The 16,066-nt window shown below is 64.9% G+C and carries 16 protein-coding genes and 1 pseudogene; 8 read left to right on the top strand and 9 right to left on the bottom strand.

Features of this window, described 5'->3' with window-relative positions; genetic code table 11:
* The first annotated feature begins 31 nt into the window (after positions 1-31).
* The 3 genes from QA639_RS05460 to QA639_RS05450 all read left to right on the top strand — a co-directional run bounded on the left by QA639_RS05460 (position 32) and on the right by QA639_RS05450 (position 5,452).
* Positions 32-3,334 (top strand): efflux RND transporter permease subunit, encoded by a 3,303-nt coding sequence (locus QA639_RS05460; RefSeq protein ID WP_028333594.1) that lies wholly within the window; start codon positions 32-34, stop codon positions 3,332-3,334.
* Positions 3,335-3,392: 58 nt separating this feature from the next.
* The gene (locus QA639_RS05455) at positions 3,393-3,863 is read left to right on the top strand and encodes a peroxiredoxin family protein (RefSeq protein ID WP_028333595.1); all 471 of its coding nucleotides are present in this window, start codon (positions 3,393-3,395) and stop codon (positions 3,861-3,863) included.
* Between the two features lie 107 nt (positions 3,864-3,970).
* Positions 3,971-5,452 (top strand): aldehyde dehydrogenase, encoded by a 1,482-nt coding sequence (locus tag QA639_RS05450; protein ID WP_283089333.1) that lies wholly within the window; start codon positions 3,971-3,973, stop codon positions 5,450-5,452.
* 76 nt (positions 5,453-5,528) lie between these two features.
* On the opposite strand, the pseudogene QA639_RS05445 reads toward QA639_RS05450, so the two are convergent.
* The 3 genes and pseudogenes from QA639_RS05445 to QA639_RS05435 all read right to left on the bottom strand — a co-directional run.
* A pseudogene (locus QA639_RS05445) lies at positions 5,529-5,744 on the bottom strand (IMP dehydrogenase); the annotation flags it as partial.
* Between the two features lie 39 nt (positions 5,745-5,783).
* Entirely contained in the window at positions 5,784-6,194 is a 411-nt protein-coding gene (locus QA639_RS05440) for a (R)-mandelonitrile lyase (protein WP_028333598.1), read from the bottom strand.
* Positions 6,195-6,291: 97 nt separating this feature from the next.
* The gene (locus QA639_RS05435) at positions 6,292-7,515 is read right to left on the bottom strand and encodes an MFS transporter (RefSeq protein ID WP_283089332.1); all 1,224 of its coding nucleotides are present in this window, start codon (positions 7,513-7,515) and stop codon (positions 6,292-6,294) included.
* A gap of 130 nt (positions 7,516-7,645) precedes the next feature.
* Here QA639_RS05435 and QA639_RS05430 point away from each other — a divergent pair, with 130 nt between their 5' ends.
* The 3 genes from QA639_RS05430 (at position 7,646) to QA639_RS05420 (ending at position 10,095) form a co-directional block, all read left to right on the top strand.
* The gene (locus tag QA639_RS05430) at positions 7,646-8,557 is read left to right on the top strand and encodes a LysR family transcriptional regulator (protein WP_283089331.1); all 912 of its coding nucleotides are present in this window, start codon (positions 7,646-7,648) and stop codon (positions 8,555-8,557) included.
* A gap of 18 nt (positions 8,558-8,575) precedes the next feature.
* Positions 8,576-8,794: a hypothetical protein gene (locus QA639_RS05425; RefSeq protein WP_283089330.1), complete on the top strand. Its 219-nt coding sequence runs from the start codon at positions 8,576-8,578 to the stop codon at positions 8,792-8,794.
* A gap of 77 nt (positions 8,795-8,871) precedes the next feature.
* Positions 8,872-10,095 carry an ABC transporter substrate-binding protein gene (locus tag QA639_RS05420; protein WP_283089328.1) on the top strand — a complete coding sequence of 408 codons (1,224 nt, stop codon included), beginning with the start codon at positions 8,872-8,874 and terminating at the stop codon, positions 10,093-10,095.
* A 234-nt stretch (positions 10,096-10,329) separates the two neighbouring features.
* On the opposite strand, the gene QA639_RS05415 is transcribed toward QA639_RS05420, so the two are convergent.
* From QA639_RS05415 to ftsE, 4 genes are all read right to left on the bottom strand, one after another.
* Complete coding sequence (locus tag QA639_RS05415; RefSeq protein ID WP_283089327.1) at positions 10,330-11,097, bottom strand: lysophospholipid acyltransferase family protein; 768 nt, start codon at positions 11,095-11,097, stop codon at positions 10,330-10,332.
* 118 nt (positions 11,098-11,215) lie between these two features.
* Positions 11,216-11,926: a YdcF family protein gene (locus QA639_RS05410; RefSeq protein ID WP_050385669.1), complete on the bottom strand. Its 711-nt coding sequence runs from the start codon at positions 11,924-11,926 to the stop codon at positions 11,216-11,218.
* Between the two features lie 162 nt (positions 11,927-12,088).
* Positions 12,089-13,060 carry a cell division protein FtsX gene (locus QA639_RS05405; RefSeq protein WP_028333604.1) on the bottom strand — a complete coding sequence of 324 codons (972 nt, stop codon included), beginning with the start codon at positions 13,058-13,060 and terminating at the stop codon, positions 12,089-12,091.
* Positions 13,053-13,712, bottom strand: a complete 660-nt coding sequence (gene ftsE / locus QA639_RS05400) for a cell division ATP-binding protein FtsE (protein WP_016845305.1) — start codon at positions 13,710-13,712, stop codon at positions 13,053-13,055. The genes QA639_RS05405 and ftsE overlap by 8 nt, the downstream gene beginning before the upstream one ends.
* Positions 13,713-13,893: 181 nt before the next feature.
* Between ftsE and QA639_RS05395 the strand changes: the two genes are divergently transcribed.
* Together QA639_RS05395 and QA639_RS05390 are read left to right on the top strand one after the other, a co-directional pair.
* Positions 13,894-14,760, top strand: a complete 867-nt coding sequence (locus QA639_RS05395) for an MJ0042-type zinc finger domain-containing protein (RefSeq protein ID WP_283089326.1) — start codon at positions 13,894-13,896, stop codon at positions 14,758-14,760.
* Positions 14,761-14,797: 37 nt separating this feature from the next.
* Positions 14,798-15,175 carry a response regulator gene (locus QA639_RS05390; RefSeq protein ID WP_016845302.1) on the top strand — a complete coding sequence of 126 codons (378 nt, stop codon included), beginning with the start codon at positions 14,798-14,800 and terminating at the stop codon, positions 15,173-15,175.
* A gap of 10 nt (positions 15,176-15,185) precedes the next feature.
* On the opposite strand, the gene QA639_RS05385 is transcribed toward QA639_RS05390, so the two are convergent.
* Both QA639_RS05385 and QA639_RS05380 read right to left on the bottom strand, forming a co-directional pair.
* A complete protein-coding gene (locus QA639_RS05385) occupies positions 15,186-15,563 on the bottom strand; it encodes a TadE/TadG family type IV pilus assembly protein (RefSeq protein ID WP_283089325.1) in 378 nt (125 codons plus the stop codon).
* The gene (locus tag QA639_RS05380; protein ID WP_244482307.1) at positions 15,560-16,063 is read right to left on the bottom strand and encodes a TadE/TadG family type IV pilus assembly protein; all 504 of its coding nucleotides are present in this window, start codon (positions 16,061-16,063) and stop codon (positions 15,560-15,562) included. The genes QA639_RS05385 and QA639_RS05380 overlap by 4 nt, the downstream gene beginning before the upstream one ends.
* Between the last annotated feature and the right edge of the window lie 3 nt (positions 16,064-16,066).

Genomic DNA, 16,066 nt, shown 5'->3' with positions numbered 1-16,066 from the left:
AGCTGATCCGCAAACAGCGCTCGCAAATTCGATGAACCTCTCCGCCCCTTTTGTCCGACGGCCGGTCGGCACCACGCTGCTGTCGCTTGGCCTCGTGGTGGCAGGCATCATTGCGTTCTTCAAGCTGCCGGTGTCGCCGCTGCCCGACGTCGACATCCCGACCATCATGGTGCAGGCGACCCTGCCCGGCGCGAGCCCTGCCGACGTCGCCTCCACGGTGGCAAGCCCGCTCGAGCGTCACCTCGGCCAGATCGCCAGCGTCACCGAAATGACATCGGTGTCCTCGCTCGGCTCCGCCCGCATCACGCTGCAGTTCGATATCGACCGCGACATCAACGGCGCCGCGCGCGACGTGCAGGCGGCGATCAACGCGGCGCGCGCCGACCTGCCGACCAACCTGCGCGCCAATCCGACCTACCGCAAGTTCAACCCGGCCTCGGCGCCGATTCTGATCTACACCTTGACCTCGGACACGCTGACGCCCGCCGAGCTCTATGACGCCGCCTCGACCGTGCTGGCGCAGAAGCTGTCGCAGGTCGAGGGCGTCGGCGAAGTCTCGGTCGGCGGCGGCTCGCTGCCGGCGGTGCGCGTCGAGCTGATCCCGCCGGCGCTGTACAAATACGGCATCGGGCTCGAGGACGTCCGCGCCGCGCTCAGTAGTGCCAATGCGCACAGCCCGAAGGGCGGCATCGACGTCGGCAACCAGCGCTACCAGATCTACGCCAACGACCAGGCCCGCAAGGCAGCCGACTACAGGCCGCTGGTCGTCGCCTACCGCAACGGCGCGGCCGTGCGCCTGACCGATGTCGGCGACGTGATCGATTCCGTGGAGAATGTGCGCACGCTCGGCGTTTCCAACGGCAAGCCGGCCGTCGTGATGATCGTGTACCGGCAGCCAGGCGCCAACATCATCAAGATGGTCGACACCGTGAAAGGGCTGATGCCGCAGCTGAAGGCCTCGGTCTCGCCCGCGGTCGACATCACCCTCGCGATGGACCGCTCGAAGACGATCCGGGCCTCGCTGCACGACGTCGAGATCACGCTGTTGATCGCGGTGGCCCTGGTGATCCTGGTGGTGTTCGCCTTCCTGCGCAATGCGCGGGCGACGCTGGTCCCGGTGGTGGCGGTCGGCGTGTCGCTGATCGCGACCTTCGCCGTGATGTATTTGCTCGGCTATACGCTTGATATCTTCTCGCTGATGGCACTGACGGTGGCGACCGGCTTCGTGGTCGACGACGCCATCGTGGTGCTGGAGAACATCACCCGCCACATAGACGCCGGGCTGTCGCGGCTCGAGGCGACGCTGGTCGGCACCCGCGAGGTCGGCTTCACGGTGCTGTCGATGAGCGTGTCGTTGATCGCAGTGTTCGTGCCGATCCTGCTGATGGGCGGCCTGGTCGGCCGCCTGTTCCGCGAATTCGCCATGACCATCACGATCGCGATCGTGATCTCGCTGGTGGTCTCGCTGACCACGACGCCGATGATGTGCGCGGTGCTGCTGCGCAAGGAGGAGGGCCGGCCGCACGGCCGGATCTACCGGATCAGCGAACGCATCTTCGAGCTGATGCTGAACGGCTATCGCGCGACGCTCGGCCTCGCGCTGCGCCATCCGCTCCTGGTGATGCTGATCCTCGGCTCGACGCTCTATCTGAACTTCCATCTCTACAAGGTGGTGCCCAAGGGCTTCGTGCCGCAGCAGGACACCGGATTGCTGGTCGGCTCGATCCAGGCCGACCAGAGCACCTCATTCCAGCTGATGCAGCAGAAGCTGACCCGGTTCATCGACATCGTGAAGTCGGATCCGGCGGTCGACACCGCGGTCGGCTTCACGGGCGGCGGCGGCGTGGGTCCCGGCGGCACCAACACCGGCACCGTGTTCGCCTCGCTGAAGCCGATGGACGAGCGCCGGCTGCGCGCCGACAAAGTGATCGAGCGGCTGCGCGAGCCGTTGGCAAGCGTCGCGGGCGCCACCCTGTTCCTGCAATCGATCGGCGACCTCGGCGCCGGCGGGCGCTCGGGCAACGCGGCGTATCAGTACACGCTGAAGGGCTCGACCTTCGAGGAGCTGAACGAGTGGACGCCGAAGCTCGTCGCGGCATTGCAGAAGGAGCCGACGCTCGCCGACGTCAACAGCGACCAGCAGAACAAGGCGCTGCAGGCCAATCTGATCATCGATCGCGACGCCGCCTCGCGGCTCGGGATCACGGTGAGCCAGCTCGACAACACGCTCTATGACGCGTTCGGGCAGCGCCAGGTCTCGACCATCTTCGTCGCGCGCAACCAGTATCACGTGATCATGGAGGTCGCGCCGCGCTTCTCGCAGGACCCGCAAACCCTGAAGGAGGTCTATATCTCGACCTCGGGCGGCTCGGCGAGCGGCACGCAGAGCACCAATGCGGTGGCCGGCACGGTGGCCTCGTCCTCGCAAAAAAGCTCGGTCAGCGCGGTCGCCGCCAATGTGGTGCGCAACCAGGCCACCAATTCGATCGGCGCCACCGGCAAGGGCGTCGCCTCGACCGGGACCGCGGTCTCCACTAGCGCGGAGACCATGATCCCGCTGTCGAGCGTTGCGCGCTTCGAGCACGGCGAGACGCCGCTTTCCGTCAACCACCAGGATCTCCTGGTCTCCAGCACCATCTCGTTCAACCTGCCGCCGGGCGTCTCGCTGAGCACGGCGACCACCACGATCGAGAACGCGATGCACGCGCTCGGCATGCCCGCGGGCATTTCCGGTGGGTTTGCGGGCTCCGCGAAAATCTTCCAGCAGGCGCTGGCCAACGAGCTATTCCTGATCCTCGCCGCGCTGGCGACGATCTACATCTCCCTCGGCATGCTCTACGAGAGCTACATCCACCCGCTGACCATCCTCTCCACTTTGCCCTCGGCCGGCGTCGGCGCGGTGGCGGCCTTGATGCTGTCGCACACCGATTTCGACATCATCGGCATGATCGGGGTGATCCTCTTGGTCGGCATCGTGAAGAAGAACGCGATCATGATGATCGACTTCGCGCTCGATGCCGAGCGCCAGCGCGGGCTGTCGTCGCGCGATGCGATCTACGAGGCCTGCCTGATGCGCTTCCGGCCGATCATGATGACGACGCTGGCCGCCCTGTTCGGCGCGGTGCCGCTGATGATCGGCCTCGGCGAAGGCAGCGAGCTGCGCCAGCCGCTCGGCATCGCGATCTTCGGCGGACTGATCCTGAGCCAGATCCTGACGCTCTACACGACGCCGGTGGTCTATCTCTATCTCGACCGCGCCAGGCTCTGGACCCAGCGCCGCCGCGCCGCGCGCCGCGCACGCCGGGCAGCAGCATCAAGCGCCGCCGGTCGTTGACAGACCCGCACCGATCTTGCCACCCTGCCGCGAGGTGACAGGCGCAAGGAACCAAGCCGTGACTCCAGCACCCGAAATCGCGGCGTCGTGCTGGTTCAACACCAGCGAGCCGCTGACCCTGGCCGCGCTGCGCGGCCGGCCGGTCCTGCTGCACGCGTTCCAGATGCTGTGCCCCGGCTGCGTCGCGCACGGCACGCCGCAGACCCAGCGCGCGTTCGAGCTGTTCAGGCATTCGGACCTGCAGGTGATCGGGCTGCACACCGTATTCGAGCACCACGCGGCGATGACGGAGGTGTCGCTGGAAGCCTTCATCCACGAGTACCGGCTGACCTTCCCGATCGGCGTCGACGAGGCCGGCGAAGGCACGCCGATCCCGGTCACCATGCAGCGCTACGGCATGCAGGGAACGCCGACCAGCATCCTGATCGGCCGCGACGGCAACATCGTGCACCATGGCTTCGGACAGCAGAGCGACATGGCGCTCGGCGCGATCATCGCGGCCGAGCTTGCCGCGCCGCATGACCGATAGCGGCCCGCCCCGGCTGCAACCCGGCTCACGTGACTGCGTTATGACGGCGTCGCGCAATGCGTGATAGCGTTCCGCCAACCAGAACCATCGCCTTGCGGGAGGATGTCATGAAAACCTATCAGCTCTACATCAACGGCCAGTATGTCGACCCCGCCAATGGCGAATGGTTCGACAGCATCGATCCCTATCGCGGCGAGGCCTGGGCGAAGATTCCGCGCGGCACGGCCGCCGACGCCGACAAGGCGGTGAAATCAGCCAATGAGGCGATGTGGCGCGGCCCCTGGGCGAAGATGACGGCCTCCGCACGCGGCAAGGTGATGCGCAAGCTCGGCGACCTCGTCGCGGCCAATGCCGAGCGCCTCGCCGAAATCGAGGTGCGCGACAACGGCAAGCTGATGGCCGAGATGCTCGGCCAGCTGCGCTACCATCCGGAGTGGTGGTGGTATTTCGGCGGGCTCGTCGACAAGCTCGAGGGCGGCCTGGTGCCGATCGACAAGGCAGAGACCTTTGCCTACACGACCCATGAGCCGGTCGGGGTGGTCGCGGCGCTGACCGCATGGAATTCGCCGCTGCTGTTCGTCGCCTGGAAATGCGCCGCCGCGCTCGCCGCCGGTTGCGCCGTGGTCGTCAAGCCGTCGGAATTCACCTCGGCCAGCACGCTGGAATTCGCCGCGCTGACCAGGGAGGCCGGAATTCCCGACGGCATCTTCAACGTGGTGACCGGCTTCGGTCCCGAGGCGGGCTCCGCGCTGATCGCCCATCCCGGCGTCGCCAAGATCACCTTCACCGGATCGGACACGACCGGCGCAAAGGTCTACGAGACCGCGGCCAAAAGCCTGAAGCGCGTCTCGCTCGAGCTCGGCGGCAAGTCGCCCAATATCGTGTTCGAGGACGCCGACCTCACCGCCGCCGCGGCCGGCGCGATCTCCGGCATTTTCGCCGCCACGGGGCAGACCTGCATCGCGGGATCCCGCCTCCTGGTGCAGAGCTCGATCAAGGAGAAATTCGTCGCGCGGGTGCTGGAGCTGGCGAAGTCCGCCAAGATCGGCGATCCCATGCAGTCCGACACCAATGTCGGCCCGATCACGACGCCGGCGCAGTACAAGAAGGTGCTCGACTATATCGACATCGCGAAAGCCGAGGGCGCGCGCTGCCTGCTCGGCGGCAAGCCGGCCTCCGGCGACGGCATCAAGGGCGGCCAGTTCGTCGAACCGACCATCTTCACCGACGTCGACAACACCATGCGGATCGCGCGCGAGGAGGTGTTCGGGCCGGTGCTGTCGATCGTCTCCTTCGACACCGAGGAGGACGCCATCCGGATCGCCAACGACACGATCTACGGCCTCGCCGCCGGCATCTGGACCAAGGATCTCGCGCGCGCCATCCGGGTGCCGAAGCAACTGCGCGCCGGCACCGTGTGGGTGAACACCTACCGGGCCATCAGCTACATGATGCCGTTCGGCGGCATGAAGCACTCCGGCGTCGGCCGCGAAAGCGGCATCGACGCGGTCCGCGAATATCAGGAGACCAAGAGCGTCTGGATCTCGACCGCGACGGACGTGCCGGCGAACCCGTTCGTGATGCGGTGACGGGGGCTCAGCACCTCTCCCGGGCGGGGAGAGGTGCACCAAGCCTGCGCAGTCATCGAATTCGCCATAGCTGCCGTCACACGGTCAGCAGCGTCTTGATCGCGCGGCGCTCGTCCATGGCACGATAACCCTGCGCCACCTGCTCGATCGGCGGCGTTAGATCAAAGACCTTGCCGGGCTGAATGCGGTCTTTGAGCACCCGGTCCATCAGGTCAGGCAGGGAACGGCCGACGTGGGCAGGACCGCAGAGCATGCGCCGTTGCCCGAAGAACAGGGCCTGCCTCTCGAACGACCTCGCTACCGACCTCGATGACAACGCCGCAATATTCATCTATTCGGCCGCAGTGCCAGCGCCATATTGTTCGTCGGTTACCCTCTCCATCCACTCGACCGGACTGCCATTGAGCGTTTCCTGAATGGCGATGTGGGACATCGCCGTCGTCGGCGACGCACCGTGCCAGTGTTTCTCGCCGGGTTCGAACGACACCGCGTCGCCTGGACGGATTTCCTGGATCGGGCCGCCCCAGCGCTGTACGCACCCGCGGCCGAACGTCACGATGAGCGTTTGACCAAAGGGATGCGTATGCCATGCGGTCCGCGCGCCGGGCTCAAAGGTGACGTGGGCGCCGGAGGCGCGCCCAGGGTCTGCGGCCTGGAACAAGAGATCAACACGGACGGTGCCGGTGAAATACTCGGCGGGGCCGCGGGCTGAAGGTTGTGAACCTGCTGGTCTGATTTGCATCGAATACCTCCTTGATGCTGTCGTTCCGACTGATGCCAATGACTTTGGGCCTGCATTCGTTTCCGATGACGTGGGGAAATCCCGCGAGGACGCTGCGTCACACAGCCCGACTTGCCGACGCACAAGAAGCGCATTGCGCGTCGGCCTTGCGACGGCGTGCTCCGACCAAAATCACCAACGACGACAGCGCGAGGATGACGGCGCTGAACAGAAAAGTGGCCTGATAGCCGCTGCTGTCGAAAAGCACGCCGCCACCCGCAGCACCTGCCGTAATCGCCAGTTGGACCACCGCGACCATCAGCCCGCCGCCTGCTTCCGCGTCGTCGGGCAAGGCCTTGCTCAGCCAGGTCCACCAGCCAACGGGTGCAGCCGTGCCGATGAAGCCCCACAGGAACATCAGCGCCGCCGTGGCGCCCAGTGACGAACCCGTCGCGATCAGGGCAACGGCAATTACGGCCATTGCGAACGGCATCAATACGAGGAACGTATAGAGGCGATCGCGGATGACTACACCGATCAGTGCAGTGCCGATCAGACCCGCAACGCCCATCACAAGCAACAGTGCCGAGATCGTCGTGACATCGACGCGCGTTACCGTTTCGAAGAATGGCCGTAAATACGTGAAAAGTGCGAATTGCCCGAGGAAAAACAGCGCCGCTGCGAGCATGCCGTAGGGAACTCCAGGCCGGCGCAGCACCTTGAATGCCGCTGCCGCACTCGCCCGCTCACGGCTCGGCATCCTGGGAAGCGTGACGAATTGCCAAAACAAGGTCAGCGCCGCGATCGGCACCACGCAAAAGAACGCGCCGCGCCAGCCGATATACTGACCGAGAAAGCTGCCGAGCGGCGCGGCAATCGTCGTCGCGAGGGCATTGCCGCCATTGAGAACCGCCAGCGCGCGCGGCACGTCCTTGCCCGGCACGATGCGGATCATCGTTGCGGCGGACATCGACCAGAATCCGCCAACGACCATCCCGACAAGCGCGCGCCCTGCCATGAAGACCGTATAATTGGGCGCGAACGCGACAACGACGCCGGAGATCAGCATGACACTAGTCAGCCACAACAAGACGGTGCGCCGGTCGACGCCACGCGTTGCGGCCGAGATGAAAAGACTGGTCAGGATTGCGAAGAAGCCGGACACGGAAATGGCTTGCCCGGCCTGTCCTTCGGTCAACTCAAGACCTGTTGCGATCGGCGTGAGCAGGCTCACCGGCATCCACTCGGACGCGATGAGGGTCGAGGCGCACAGCGTCATCGCGAAGACGGCGCTCCATGCGGCCATTGGCTGCGTTGTCTTTTGATTGATCGTGGCGTCCATCGGGCATCCATGTTCAGAGAAGCGCCCAGTTGGCGCTGTTCACAGCAACACATAGAGCCCGCCACGGTGTTCGATTAGCTGCCATAATTCGCTTGCATTAATCGACCTAGGCCATGAATATTGACGGGCCATGGCAAGCCGGGATTTCAATGACTTACTGGCCTTCGTGGCCGTCGCCCGCGAACGCAGCTTCACCAGGGCCGCGGCGAAACTGGGCATCGTGCAATCGACACTCAGCCATACGATCAAGCGCCTTGAATCCCAGATGGGCCTGCGGCTGCTCACGCGCACGACGCGCAGCGTCGGTCTGACCGAAGCGGGCGAGCGTCTTCAGCAGTCACTGGCGCCGCGCATCGAGGAAATCGAGCGTGACATCGCGGCGCTGATGTCGCTGCGCGACACGCCATCCGGCACCATCCGGATCACGCTCTCGGACCATGCGCTGGAAAAGGCCGTCTGGCCGAGGCTGTCGTCGGTCCTGAAAAAATATCCTGACATCAAGGTCGAGTTCAGTCTCGACACCGGGTTCCGCAACATCGTCAAGGACGGCTTCGATGCTGGAATCCGTCTCGGTGAGAGCGTGGAGAAAGACATGATCGCGGTGCGGATCGGCCCGGACTGGCGGCTGGTCGCGGTCGCCTCTCCCACCTATTTGAAAGAGCACCCCAAACCAAGGCATCCGAAAGATCTCATCAAGCACATCTGCATCAAGCGACGTCAGGCAGCGGGTGGTCACTACGTGTGGGAGTTCGCCAAGAACGGCGCCGAACTCCGGGCGCGCGTCGAGGGGCAAGTGACCTTCAATGACTCTCGCGCCATGATCGATGCCGCCCTGAAGGGTTTCGGCATCGCCTACGTTCCCGAGGACATGGCGGCGCAACACGTTCAGTCGGGCGAACTCGTCGTGGTGCTCGACGACTGGTCGCCGAAGTTCGAGGGCTACTTTATCTACTACCCGACATCCCGGCAGAACTCGGCCGCATTCAAGGTGGTCGTCGACGCGCTACGCCATCCTGAAGCAGGGCAAAGAAAGCGCGGCTAGATCAGTGCGACCAGTTCCATGATGCCGTTCGGCGGCATGAAGCCCGGCGTCGGCCGCGAAAGCGGCATCGACGCGGTCCGCGAATATCAGGAGACCAAGAGCGTCTGGATCTCGACCGCGACGGACGTGCCGGCGAACCCGTTCGTGGTGAGTTTTTCGGCACTGACATCGCTTGCTTCACCGCTCCCGGACGGACAGAGGTACGACGGCACCCGCGCGCCGAGCTGTCGCACTTGACGTGCAGGGTGGAGCAGCGATCATGAGCGTCTACGGCACACGCCGAAGAGCGTGGCCGATACTTGGGGAGATTCGCCATGACGTTTCGTTACTCGCGCGCAGTGTTCTGCGCGCTCATGCTCGCCGCCGCCCAACCTGCCCTCGCCGACAAGAAATACGACCCCGGCGTCACCGATACCGAGGTGAAGATCGGCCAGACCATGCCCTATAGCGGCCCGGCGTCCGCCTACGGCACCCAGGGGCGTCTCGAAGAAGCCTACTACGCGATGATCAACGCGAAGGGCGGCGTGAACGGCCGAAAGATCAAGCTGATTTCACTCGACGATGCCTATTCACCGCCCAAGACCGTGGAGCAGACGCGACGCCTCGTCGAACAGGACGAGGTGCTGGCAATCATCGGCACCATCGGCACACCGACCAATTCAGCGATCCAGAAGTATCTGAACCAGAAGAAGGTCCCGCAGATCTTCATTTCGACGGGCGCGGCAAAATGGGACGACCCGAAGAACTTCCCGTGGACTACCCAGCTTTATCCGCCCTACCAGATGGAGGGCATGATCTTCGCCAAATATCTGTTGAAGAACAAGCCCGACGCGAAGCTCGGCGTTTTCTCCCAGAACGATGATGCCGGAAAGGATTACGTCAAGGGGCTGAAGGATGGCCTCGGCGACAAGGCGAAGACGATGATCGTCAAGGAAGTGACCTACGAGGTCTCCGATCCCACGGTCGATTCGCAAATCGTCTCCCTGAAAGCCTCCGGCGCCGACACGCTGTTCACGATGGCGACGCCCAAGTTCGGCGCGCAGGCGATCCGCAAGGTCTACGAGCTCGGATGGAAACCGCTGAATTACGTGGTCAGCGTCTCCTCATCGATCAAGGGCGTCATGGAGCCGGCCGGCATCGAAGCCTCGAAGGGATTGTTGACCGCGCTCGCATTCAAGACGCCGACCGATCCCACCTGGGAGAACGCCGCCGACGTGAAGGAGTTCAAGGAGTTCCTGGCGAAGTGGTATCCGCAAGGCGACATCGCCGACGGCAGCAATGTCACCGGCTACATCTCGGCCTATATGACGGTGAAGGTCATCGAGATGTGCGGCGATGATCTGACGCGCGAGAATTTGCTGAAGCAGGCAACCAACCTCAACAAGGTGGTCGCGCCGCTGCTGCTGCCCGGCATCGCCATCTCGACGCGGCCGGACCGCTATGCGCCGTTCACGCAGATGCAGATAGCGACATTCGACGGCAAGAGTTGGGTGCCGCAAGGCGAGACCTTCAACACCGACGCGGCGGCCGGTCAGTAGTGGCGACCCCATTCGCGATTCGGTAACTCTCCGCATCGTCATGGGCCGGGCACAGCCGTCCGAAGGACGGCGTCGCTTCGGCTTGCCTGTGCCCGGCCATCCACGTCTTGCTTCGGGCCGAACCAAAGACGTGGATGCCCGGGACAAGCCCGGGCATGACGATTTCTGAAGGGACCGGCGAAACCGCGGGCACGAAATTCGCGGCAGCAACCGCACCAAGGCTTGTGCTGCGCCCTACCCTTTCGCCGCGTTCGGCACAACGCCGAACAATTTCGCCTGCTCGGCGCGGCCGGCCTCGACGATGCGGGTGGTGGCGGTTTCGATCTGGTCGCGCAAGCGGGTCATGAACTCATCGCGCGGCAATCCCGGCGGCAGCGGGTCGAGGAATTCGACCACCAGCGTGCCGGGATAACGCATGAAGGTGCGGCGTGGCCAGAACAGCCCGGAATTGAGCGCGATCGGCAGGCACGGCACGCCGCTCTCGGCATAGATCTGCGCGACGCCGGCCTTGTAGTTCGGTGGCGCCCCCGGTGCGGTACGGGTGCCTTCCGGAAAGATCACGAGCTGCCGGCCGAGCTTCACCTCGGCCGCGGCGCGCTTCAGCGTCTTGATCAGCGAGCGCGGGCCGCCGCCGCGCTCGACCGAGATCATGCCGACCTTCTTGAGGTACCAGCCGAACACCGGGATCATCATCAGCTCGCGCTTCAGGATGAACAGCGGATGCTCGAAGAAGCGCACCAGCGCGAACGTCTCCCAGAACGACTGGTGCTTGGAGGCGACGATCAGCGGCCCGCTCGGAATCTTCTCGATCCCGCGAAACTCGATCCTGATGTTGCAGATCACGCGCATCAGGAACAGGCTGATGTTGGCCCACGCGGCTTCGAGCGCCATCAACGCCCCCCGCGGCAACAGCAGCGCCGGCAGCGCGATGATGCAGAGCGCCACCAGCACGAGATAGAACAGCACGTTGAAGATCAGCGAGCGCAGGAAGATCGAAGTCATTCTCTCAACACTATCCTTTACACCGTCATTCCGGGATGGTGCGTCAGCACCAGACCCGGAATCTCGAGATTCCGGGTTCGATGCTGCGCATCGCCCCGGAATGACGGTGCCTGATACATCAATTCGCCTGCGCCGTCGCCGGGCGGCGTGGCGCGGCAGCCGGCTCGGCGAGCTCGGAGGTCAGGTCGAGGCCGAGATCGGCCAGCCGCACCCGCATCTCCGCGGCGACATATTTGGCGTATTCCGATAGCAAGAGACGGAACGTCGCGCCACTCGTCCACCACGGCTCGTCGCGCCATTTGTCGCCGACCACGGCGAACGGGATCAGCGTCACGTCGGGCATCGCATGTGACAGTTCCACGATCGCCCGCGGCATGTGGTAGTTCGAGGTCACCACGATCAGCGACTTGAAGCCGCGCTCGCGCGCCCAGCGCCGCGTCTCCGCCGCGTTGCTGCGGGTGTTCAGCGCCGAGCGGTCGAGATCGACGCAGCAGCTCATCAGCCCCTTGCTGTCCGGCACAGAGCGGGAAATGTCGCTGGCGTCGTTGGTCGGATGTACGCCCGAGATCAGCAAACGCTTGCCGTAGCCGGCAGCCAACAGTTCCATGGCGTCGGACACCCGCGACGAGCCGCCGGTCAGCACCACGATGCCGTCGGCATTTTGCGGCGGGTCGGTCTCGACGCCGCGCAATTGCGAGAGGAAGCCGACAAAGCCGACCGCCGCGGCGACGAAGGCAACCGCCAGCGGCGCGACGATGACGGCGCGCAGCCAGCCGCGCGGGCGCGCGGCAAAGCCATTCGGCGACGTATCGTCGGACTGCAAACTCATGTGATGCGGTTATCCTTCCCCCCGGGGATTTTAAAGCATGATCCGGAAAAGTGGAAACCGGTTTTCCGCGGGACCAGTGCCGCGTGCACGCGCGCGAAATCACACTTGGGCGACGAAATGCGATCACGAGGCAGCGCCATGATTTCGAGTTTCGCGGCGCCGTCAGTCGATGTCGTCGAGCGTGGCAAACAGGGTGCGCCGCGATGCCCACGCGGTGATCGCCGCGATCAGCACCGCCTGCATCGCCAGCACCAGATAGCCCGACGGACGCAGCGAGAACGTGCCGAGCAGGGCCGCGAACTGGTCGCCCACCGGCGTGCCGGAGAACCAGTTGGCGATCGACTCGGAGAAGCCGAACGCCAGCATCGCCGCACCGCCACCGATCAGCCCGCCTTGGAGGCCGAGCCGAAGGAAATGCCGCAGGAAGCGGTTGGCGATGAAGCTGTCGCCGGCGCCGACGAAATGCAGCACCTCGACGATCGGGCGGTTGGCGGCCATCGCGCCGCGGGTCGCAAACGACACCGAGATGATGGTTGCGATGATCACGAGGATGAGGATGCCGACGCCGGCGAACATCGTGGCGCCGGTCATCGAGCGCATGCGCTCGATCCAGGCGCGGTGATCGTCGACGCTTGCGGTCGGCGCCGCCTGCGTCACCCGCGCGCGCAAGCCGGCGAGATCGAGCGTGGTGCCGGGCTGCACCCGCGCCACGATGACGCGCGGCACCGGCAGTTCGTCGATCGAGAGCCCGCTGCCGAGCCACGGCTCCAGCAGCTTGGCGGATTCCTCCTTGCTGAACGGACGGACCTCGAGAATGCCGGGCTGCGCCCGCATCGCCTCCACCGCGGCCTGCGCGTCGCGATCGAGATCGCGGCCCGGCGAGGGGCGCACCTGGATGGTGATCTCGCTCGACACTTCCGACTGCCATTCGGCGGCCGACGCGCTGACGAGCAGCACGGTGCCTGTCGTCAGCGAGGCGAGGAAGGTCATGATCGCGACGACCGCGACCAGTGCACGGCCCGAGATCGAGGCGCGCGGCACGATCGGCGACATGTTGCGCGCGGTGGCCGGGACCTGCGGGCGCTCGCGCCCGAGATCGACCAACGACACTTTCTCGTCGCCGCTCCTATTCATAGATGTGCAGCCGTCCCTGATGCAGCACCAGCCGCCTCGCCTCGTATTGATCCATCAGCGTGATGTCGTGGGTCGCGATGATGACCGCGGTGCCGGATTTGTTGAGCTCGATGAACAGCCGCAGCAGGCGGCGCCCGAGTGTCGGATCGACGCTGCCGGTCGGCTCGTCCGCCAACAGCAGTTGCGGCCGCGAGATCACCGCGCGCGCGATCGCGGCGCGCTGCTTCTCGCCGCCCGACAGGATCGGCGGCAGCGCATCCATGCGCTCGCCGAGGCCGACCCATTTCAAGAGATCGATCACCTCGCGGCGATAGCTCGATTCCTCGCGGCCCATCACGCGGAACGGCAGCGCGACGTTCTCATAGGTGGTCATGTGATCGAGCAGGCGAAAATCCTGCAGCACGATGCCGATCCGCTTGCGCAGGTCCGCGACCTGATCCTTGCTCAGCAGCGAGACGTCCTTGCCGAACAGATTGACCAGCCCGCGGGTCGGCCGCAACGACAGGAACAACAGCCGCAGCAGCGAGGTCTTGCCCGCGCCCGACGGCCCGGTGAGGAACTGGAACGAGTGCGCCGGGATCATGAACGAGAGGTCGCGCAAAATCTCCGGGCCGAGCCCGTAGCGCAGACCGACATTTTCGAACCGAACCAATGCGCTAGCTCCGTTCGAGAGGGCCGATGGCCCAATACCCCACACCGACGGCGAAGACGGCCCGAACCCCGGCCGAGCGCCCGCGAACCGCACAGAAAGCTTGTGCTTCGGTTATGGTTTCCGATTCGTTAACGGTCGCTAAGTAGCATCCGGGCTTCCACACGGTGGAGATTCGGCCTCCATGCATATTGTTTGCCCGCATTGTACAACATCCTACGCCATCAATCCGGCCACCCTTGGCGAGGCCGGACGTACCGTCCGTTGTTCCCGCTGCCGGGAGGTCTGGCTGGCCCGACCGGAGGACGCCATCGGGGCGACCGCGCCCACTCTGGCCTATCAGTCCGCCGGATCCGACCTCGCCGCCGAATGGGAGGCCATGGGCCGGGAGGAGGCTGACGCGACCCCGATGGTCGAGAGCCCCCCGATTTCGGCCGATTTGCCCGCCGAGGGCAGCGACGCCGCCACGGAATGGCCGGCGCTGGCCGAGGCGGATGCAGCGGCCCATGCCGACGCCGGGGACGCGGGAACCAGGAGTCGGTTCCGCCTGCCCCGGCTTCGCCGCCTGTTCCGGCTGCCCGCCCTGCCCCGAATTCCGTTCATGCCCGTGATCGGCGCCCTGCCGACCACCTGCGGCGCCATGGCCGCGCTGGTCATCGCGCTGTTCGTCTGGCGCAACGACGTTGTGCGGCTGCTGCCGCAGACCGCGCTGTTCTACAAGATGGCCGGACTCGATGTGAATTTGCGCGGGCTCGCCTTCAAGGATCTCAAGATCACCAACGAGACCGTGGACGGCAAGCCGGTGCTGGTGATCGAGGGCATGATCGTCGGCCAGACCAGGAAGCCGGTCGAATTGCCTCGGCTGCGCTTCTCGGTCCGCGACGCCCAGGGCGCCGAAATCTATGCCTGGAACGCCGTGCTGGAGCAGCCGGTGCTCAATCCCGGCGAGCGGGCCTTCTTCAAGTCGCGCCTCGCCTCGCCGCCGCCCGAAGGCCGCAATATCGACGTACGCTTCTTCAACAAGCGTGATCTCACCGGCGGCCGCGCGTGAGCCGCCGGCCAACTCTATCGGGAACCGACCAATCACCATGACGCGTGTTCTGATCGCCGACGACGAAGACTCAATGCGCTCGCTGGTGGCGCGCGCCATCGCCATGGACGGCCACGAAACCGTGACCGCGCAGGACGGCGCCGAGGCGCTGGAGGTGCTGACGCGCGACGAAGGCGCGTTCGACCTTCTGCTCACCGACATCCAGATGCCCGTGATGGACGGCATCGCGCTGGCGCTGACCGCGGCGCGCGACTTCCCTGCGCTGAAGATCCTGCTGATGACCGGCTTCGCCCATCAGCGCGAACGCGCCTCCGGCCTCGAAGCGATCGTGCATGACGTGGTGACGAAACCGTTCTCGGTGGCCGATATCCGCACCGCAGTCGCGGACGCGCTGGCGGCGCGGAAGGCCGGCTAGGGTTACGAGTTCAACTCGGAAAGCATGCCCGGGCGGTCAGCGTCACCGGGGACAGATTGAGAAATTGCGCAAATTGAAATGCATAACTCGCGCTGACCACGTTGCCGCAGGCTGACGTGGAATAGCTGAATGTCTGCGCCGGGAGCGTGAGGCCGTATGCCTGCTGCGCGGCGTAATTCGTGATGGCGCTGCCGCTTGGACAGAGCGTGCTGTTGACGGTCGCGCAACGCGCCGCCATTTCCGTGCCGTGCTGAAGCCCGAGTTGTGTCCAGAACAGCAGTCCGAATTCGATGATGCCGAATATGAACAGGAAGAACACGGGAGCGGTCAGGGCGAATTCCAGCGCGGAGGCGCCTCGATTGTCCCGCCACAGCGGTGTGAGTTTCACTGCAGCCTCGCTGTGGACTGGGCGCTATAGGTGTATGTGGCTGCCACAATCTGATAATTGATCAGCGTGTAGTACGTCCCTTGCGCCGAAACCATCGCATATGTTCCGGCCTGCGCGCCGCCGGGGCAGACCGCACCGCAACTGACGGTGCTGACCCCCGAACTGGTCGGGCACCCGCAAAACTGGTACGGCTTGGGCGAAGCATTGATGGCTGTGGAATTCGTGGCGGCTGTTACGGCGCTGGTGACGCCAGTCTCGTCAAAGCCGCGCACGATGGCGTATTGCGCTCCCGCCTGCGCGGCATTCTCGACCTGCATCTTGCGATAGAGCGCGAGTCCGATGTCGGTTACCGAGACGACCATCAGGGACAGCAACGGGATCATGATGCCGAATTCGATGGCCGCGACGCCGCCCCTGTCGTGAACGGCGGTGCGCACAAGCCGCGTCAGGGAGAAAACCAATCGACCACGGCTGTTGGATGAGGATCTCTGGATTTGCATCGG

It is taken from the genome of Bradyrhizobium pachyrhizi (assembly GCF_029714545.1).
Classification (GTDB): Bacteria; Pseudomonadota; Alphaproteobacteria; order Rhizobiales; family Xanthobacteraceae; genus Bradyrhizobium; species Bradyrhizobium pachyrhizi.
Note: the sequence above shows the minus strand (reverse complement) of the source record. Positions and strands in the feature narration are given on the sequence as shown.

What these genes read in the sequence shown, in the direction of transcription:
- QA639_RS05440 (WP_028333598.1), bottom strand. Translation starts at nt 6,194, where the DNA reads ATGCAAATCAGACCAGCAGGTTCACAACCTTCAGCCCGCGGCCCCGCC.
- QA639_RS05435 (WP_283089332.1), bottom strand. Translation starts at nt 7,515, where the DNA reads ATGGACGCCACGATCAATCAAAAGACAACGCAGCCAATGGCCGCATGG.
- QA639_RS05460 (WP_028333594.1), top strand. Translation starts at nt 32, where the DNA reads ATGAACCTCTCCGCCCCTTTTGTCCGACGGCCGGTCGGCACCACGCTG.
- QA639_RS05450 (WP_283089333.1), top strand. Translation starts at nt 3,971, where the DNA reads ATGAAAACCTATCAGCTCTACATCAACGGCCAGTATGTCGACCCCGCC.
- QA639_RS05395 (WP_283089326.1), top strand. Translation starts at nt 13,894, where the DNA reads ATGCATATTGTTTGCCCGCATTGTACAACATCCTACGCCATCAATCCG.
- QA639_RS05410 (WP_050385669.1), bottom strand. Translation starts at nt 11,926, where the DNA reads ATGAGTTTGCAGTCCGACGATACGTCGCCGAATGGCTTTGCCGCGCGC.
- QA639_RS05390 (WP_016845302.1), top strand. Translation starts at nt 14,798, where the DNA reads ATGACGCGTGTTCTGATCGCCGACGACGAAGACTCAATGCGCTCGCTG.
- QA639_RS05425 (WP_283089330.1), top strand. Translation starts at nt 8,576, where the DNA reads ATGATGCCGTTCGGCGGCATGAAGCCCGGCGTCGGCCGCGAAAGCGGC.
- QA639_RS05420 (WP_283089328.1), top strand. Translation starts at nt 8,872, where the DNA reads ATGACGTTTCGTTACTCGCGCGCAGTGTTCTGCGCGCTCATGCTCGCC.
- QA639_RS05430 (WP_283089331.1), top strand. Translation starts at nt 7,646, where the DNA reads ATGGCAAGCCGGGATTTCAATGACTTACTGGCCTTCGTGGCCGTCGCC.
- QA639_RS05380 (WP_244482307.1), bottom strand. Translation starts at nt 16,063, where the DNA reads ATGCAAATCCAGAGATCCTCATCCAACAGCCGTGGTCGATTGGTTTTC.
- QA639_RS05415 (WP_283089327.1), bottom strand. Translation starts at nt 11,097, where the DNA reads ATGACTTCGATCTTCCTGCGCTCGCTGATCTTCAACGTGCTGTTCTAT.
- QA639_RS05405 (WP_028333604.1), bottom strand. Translation starts at nt 13,060, where the DNA reads ATGAATAGGAGCGGCGACGAGAAAGTGTCGTTGGTCGATCTCGGGCGC.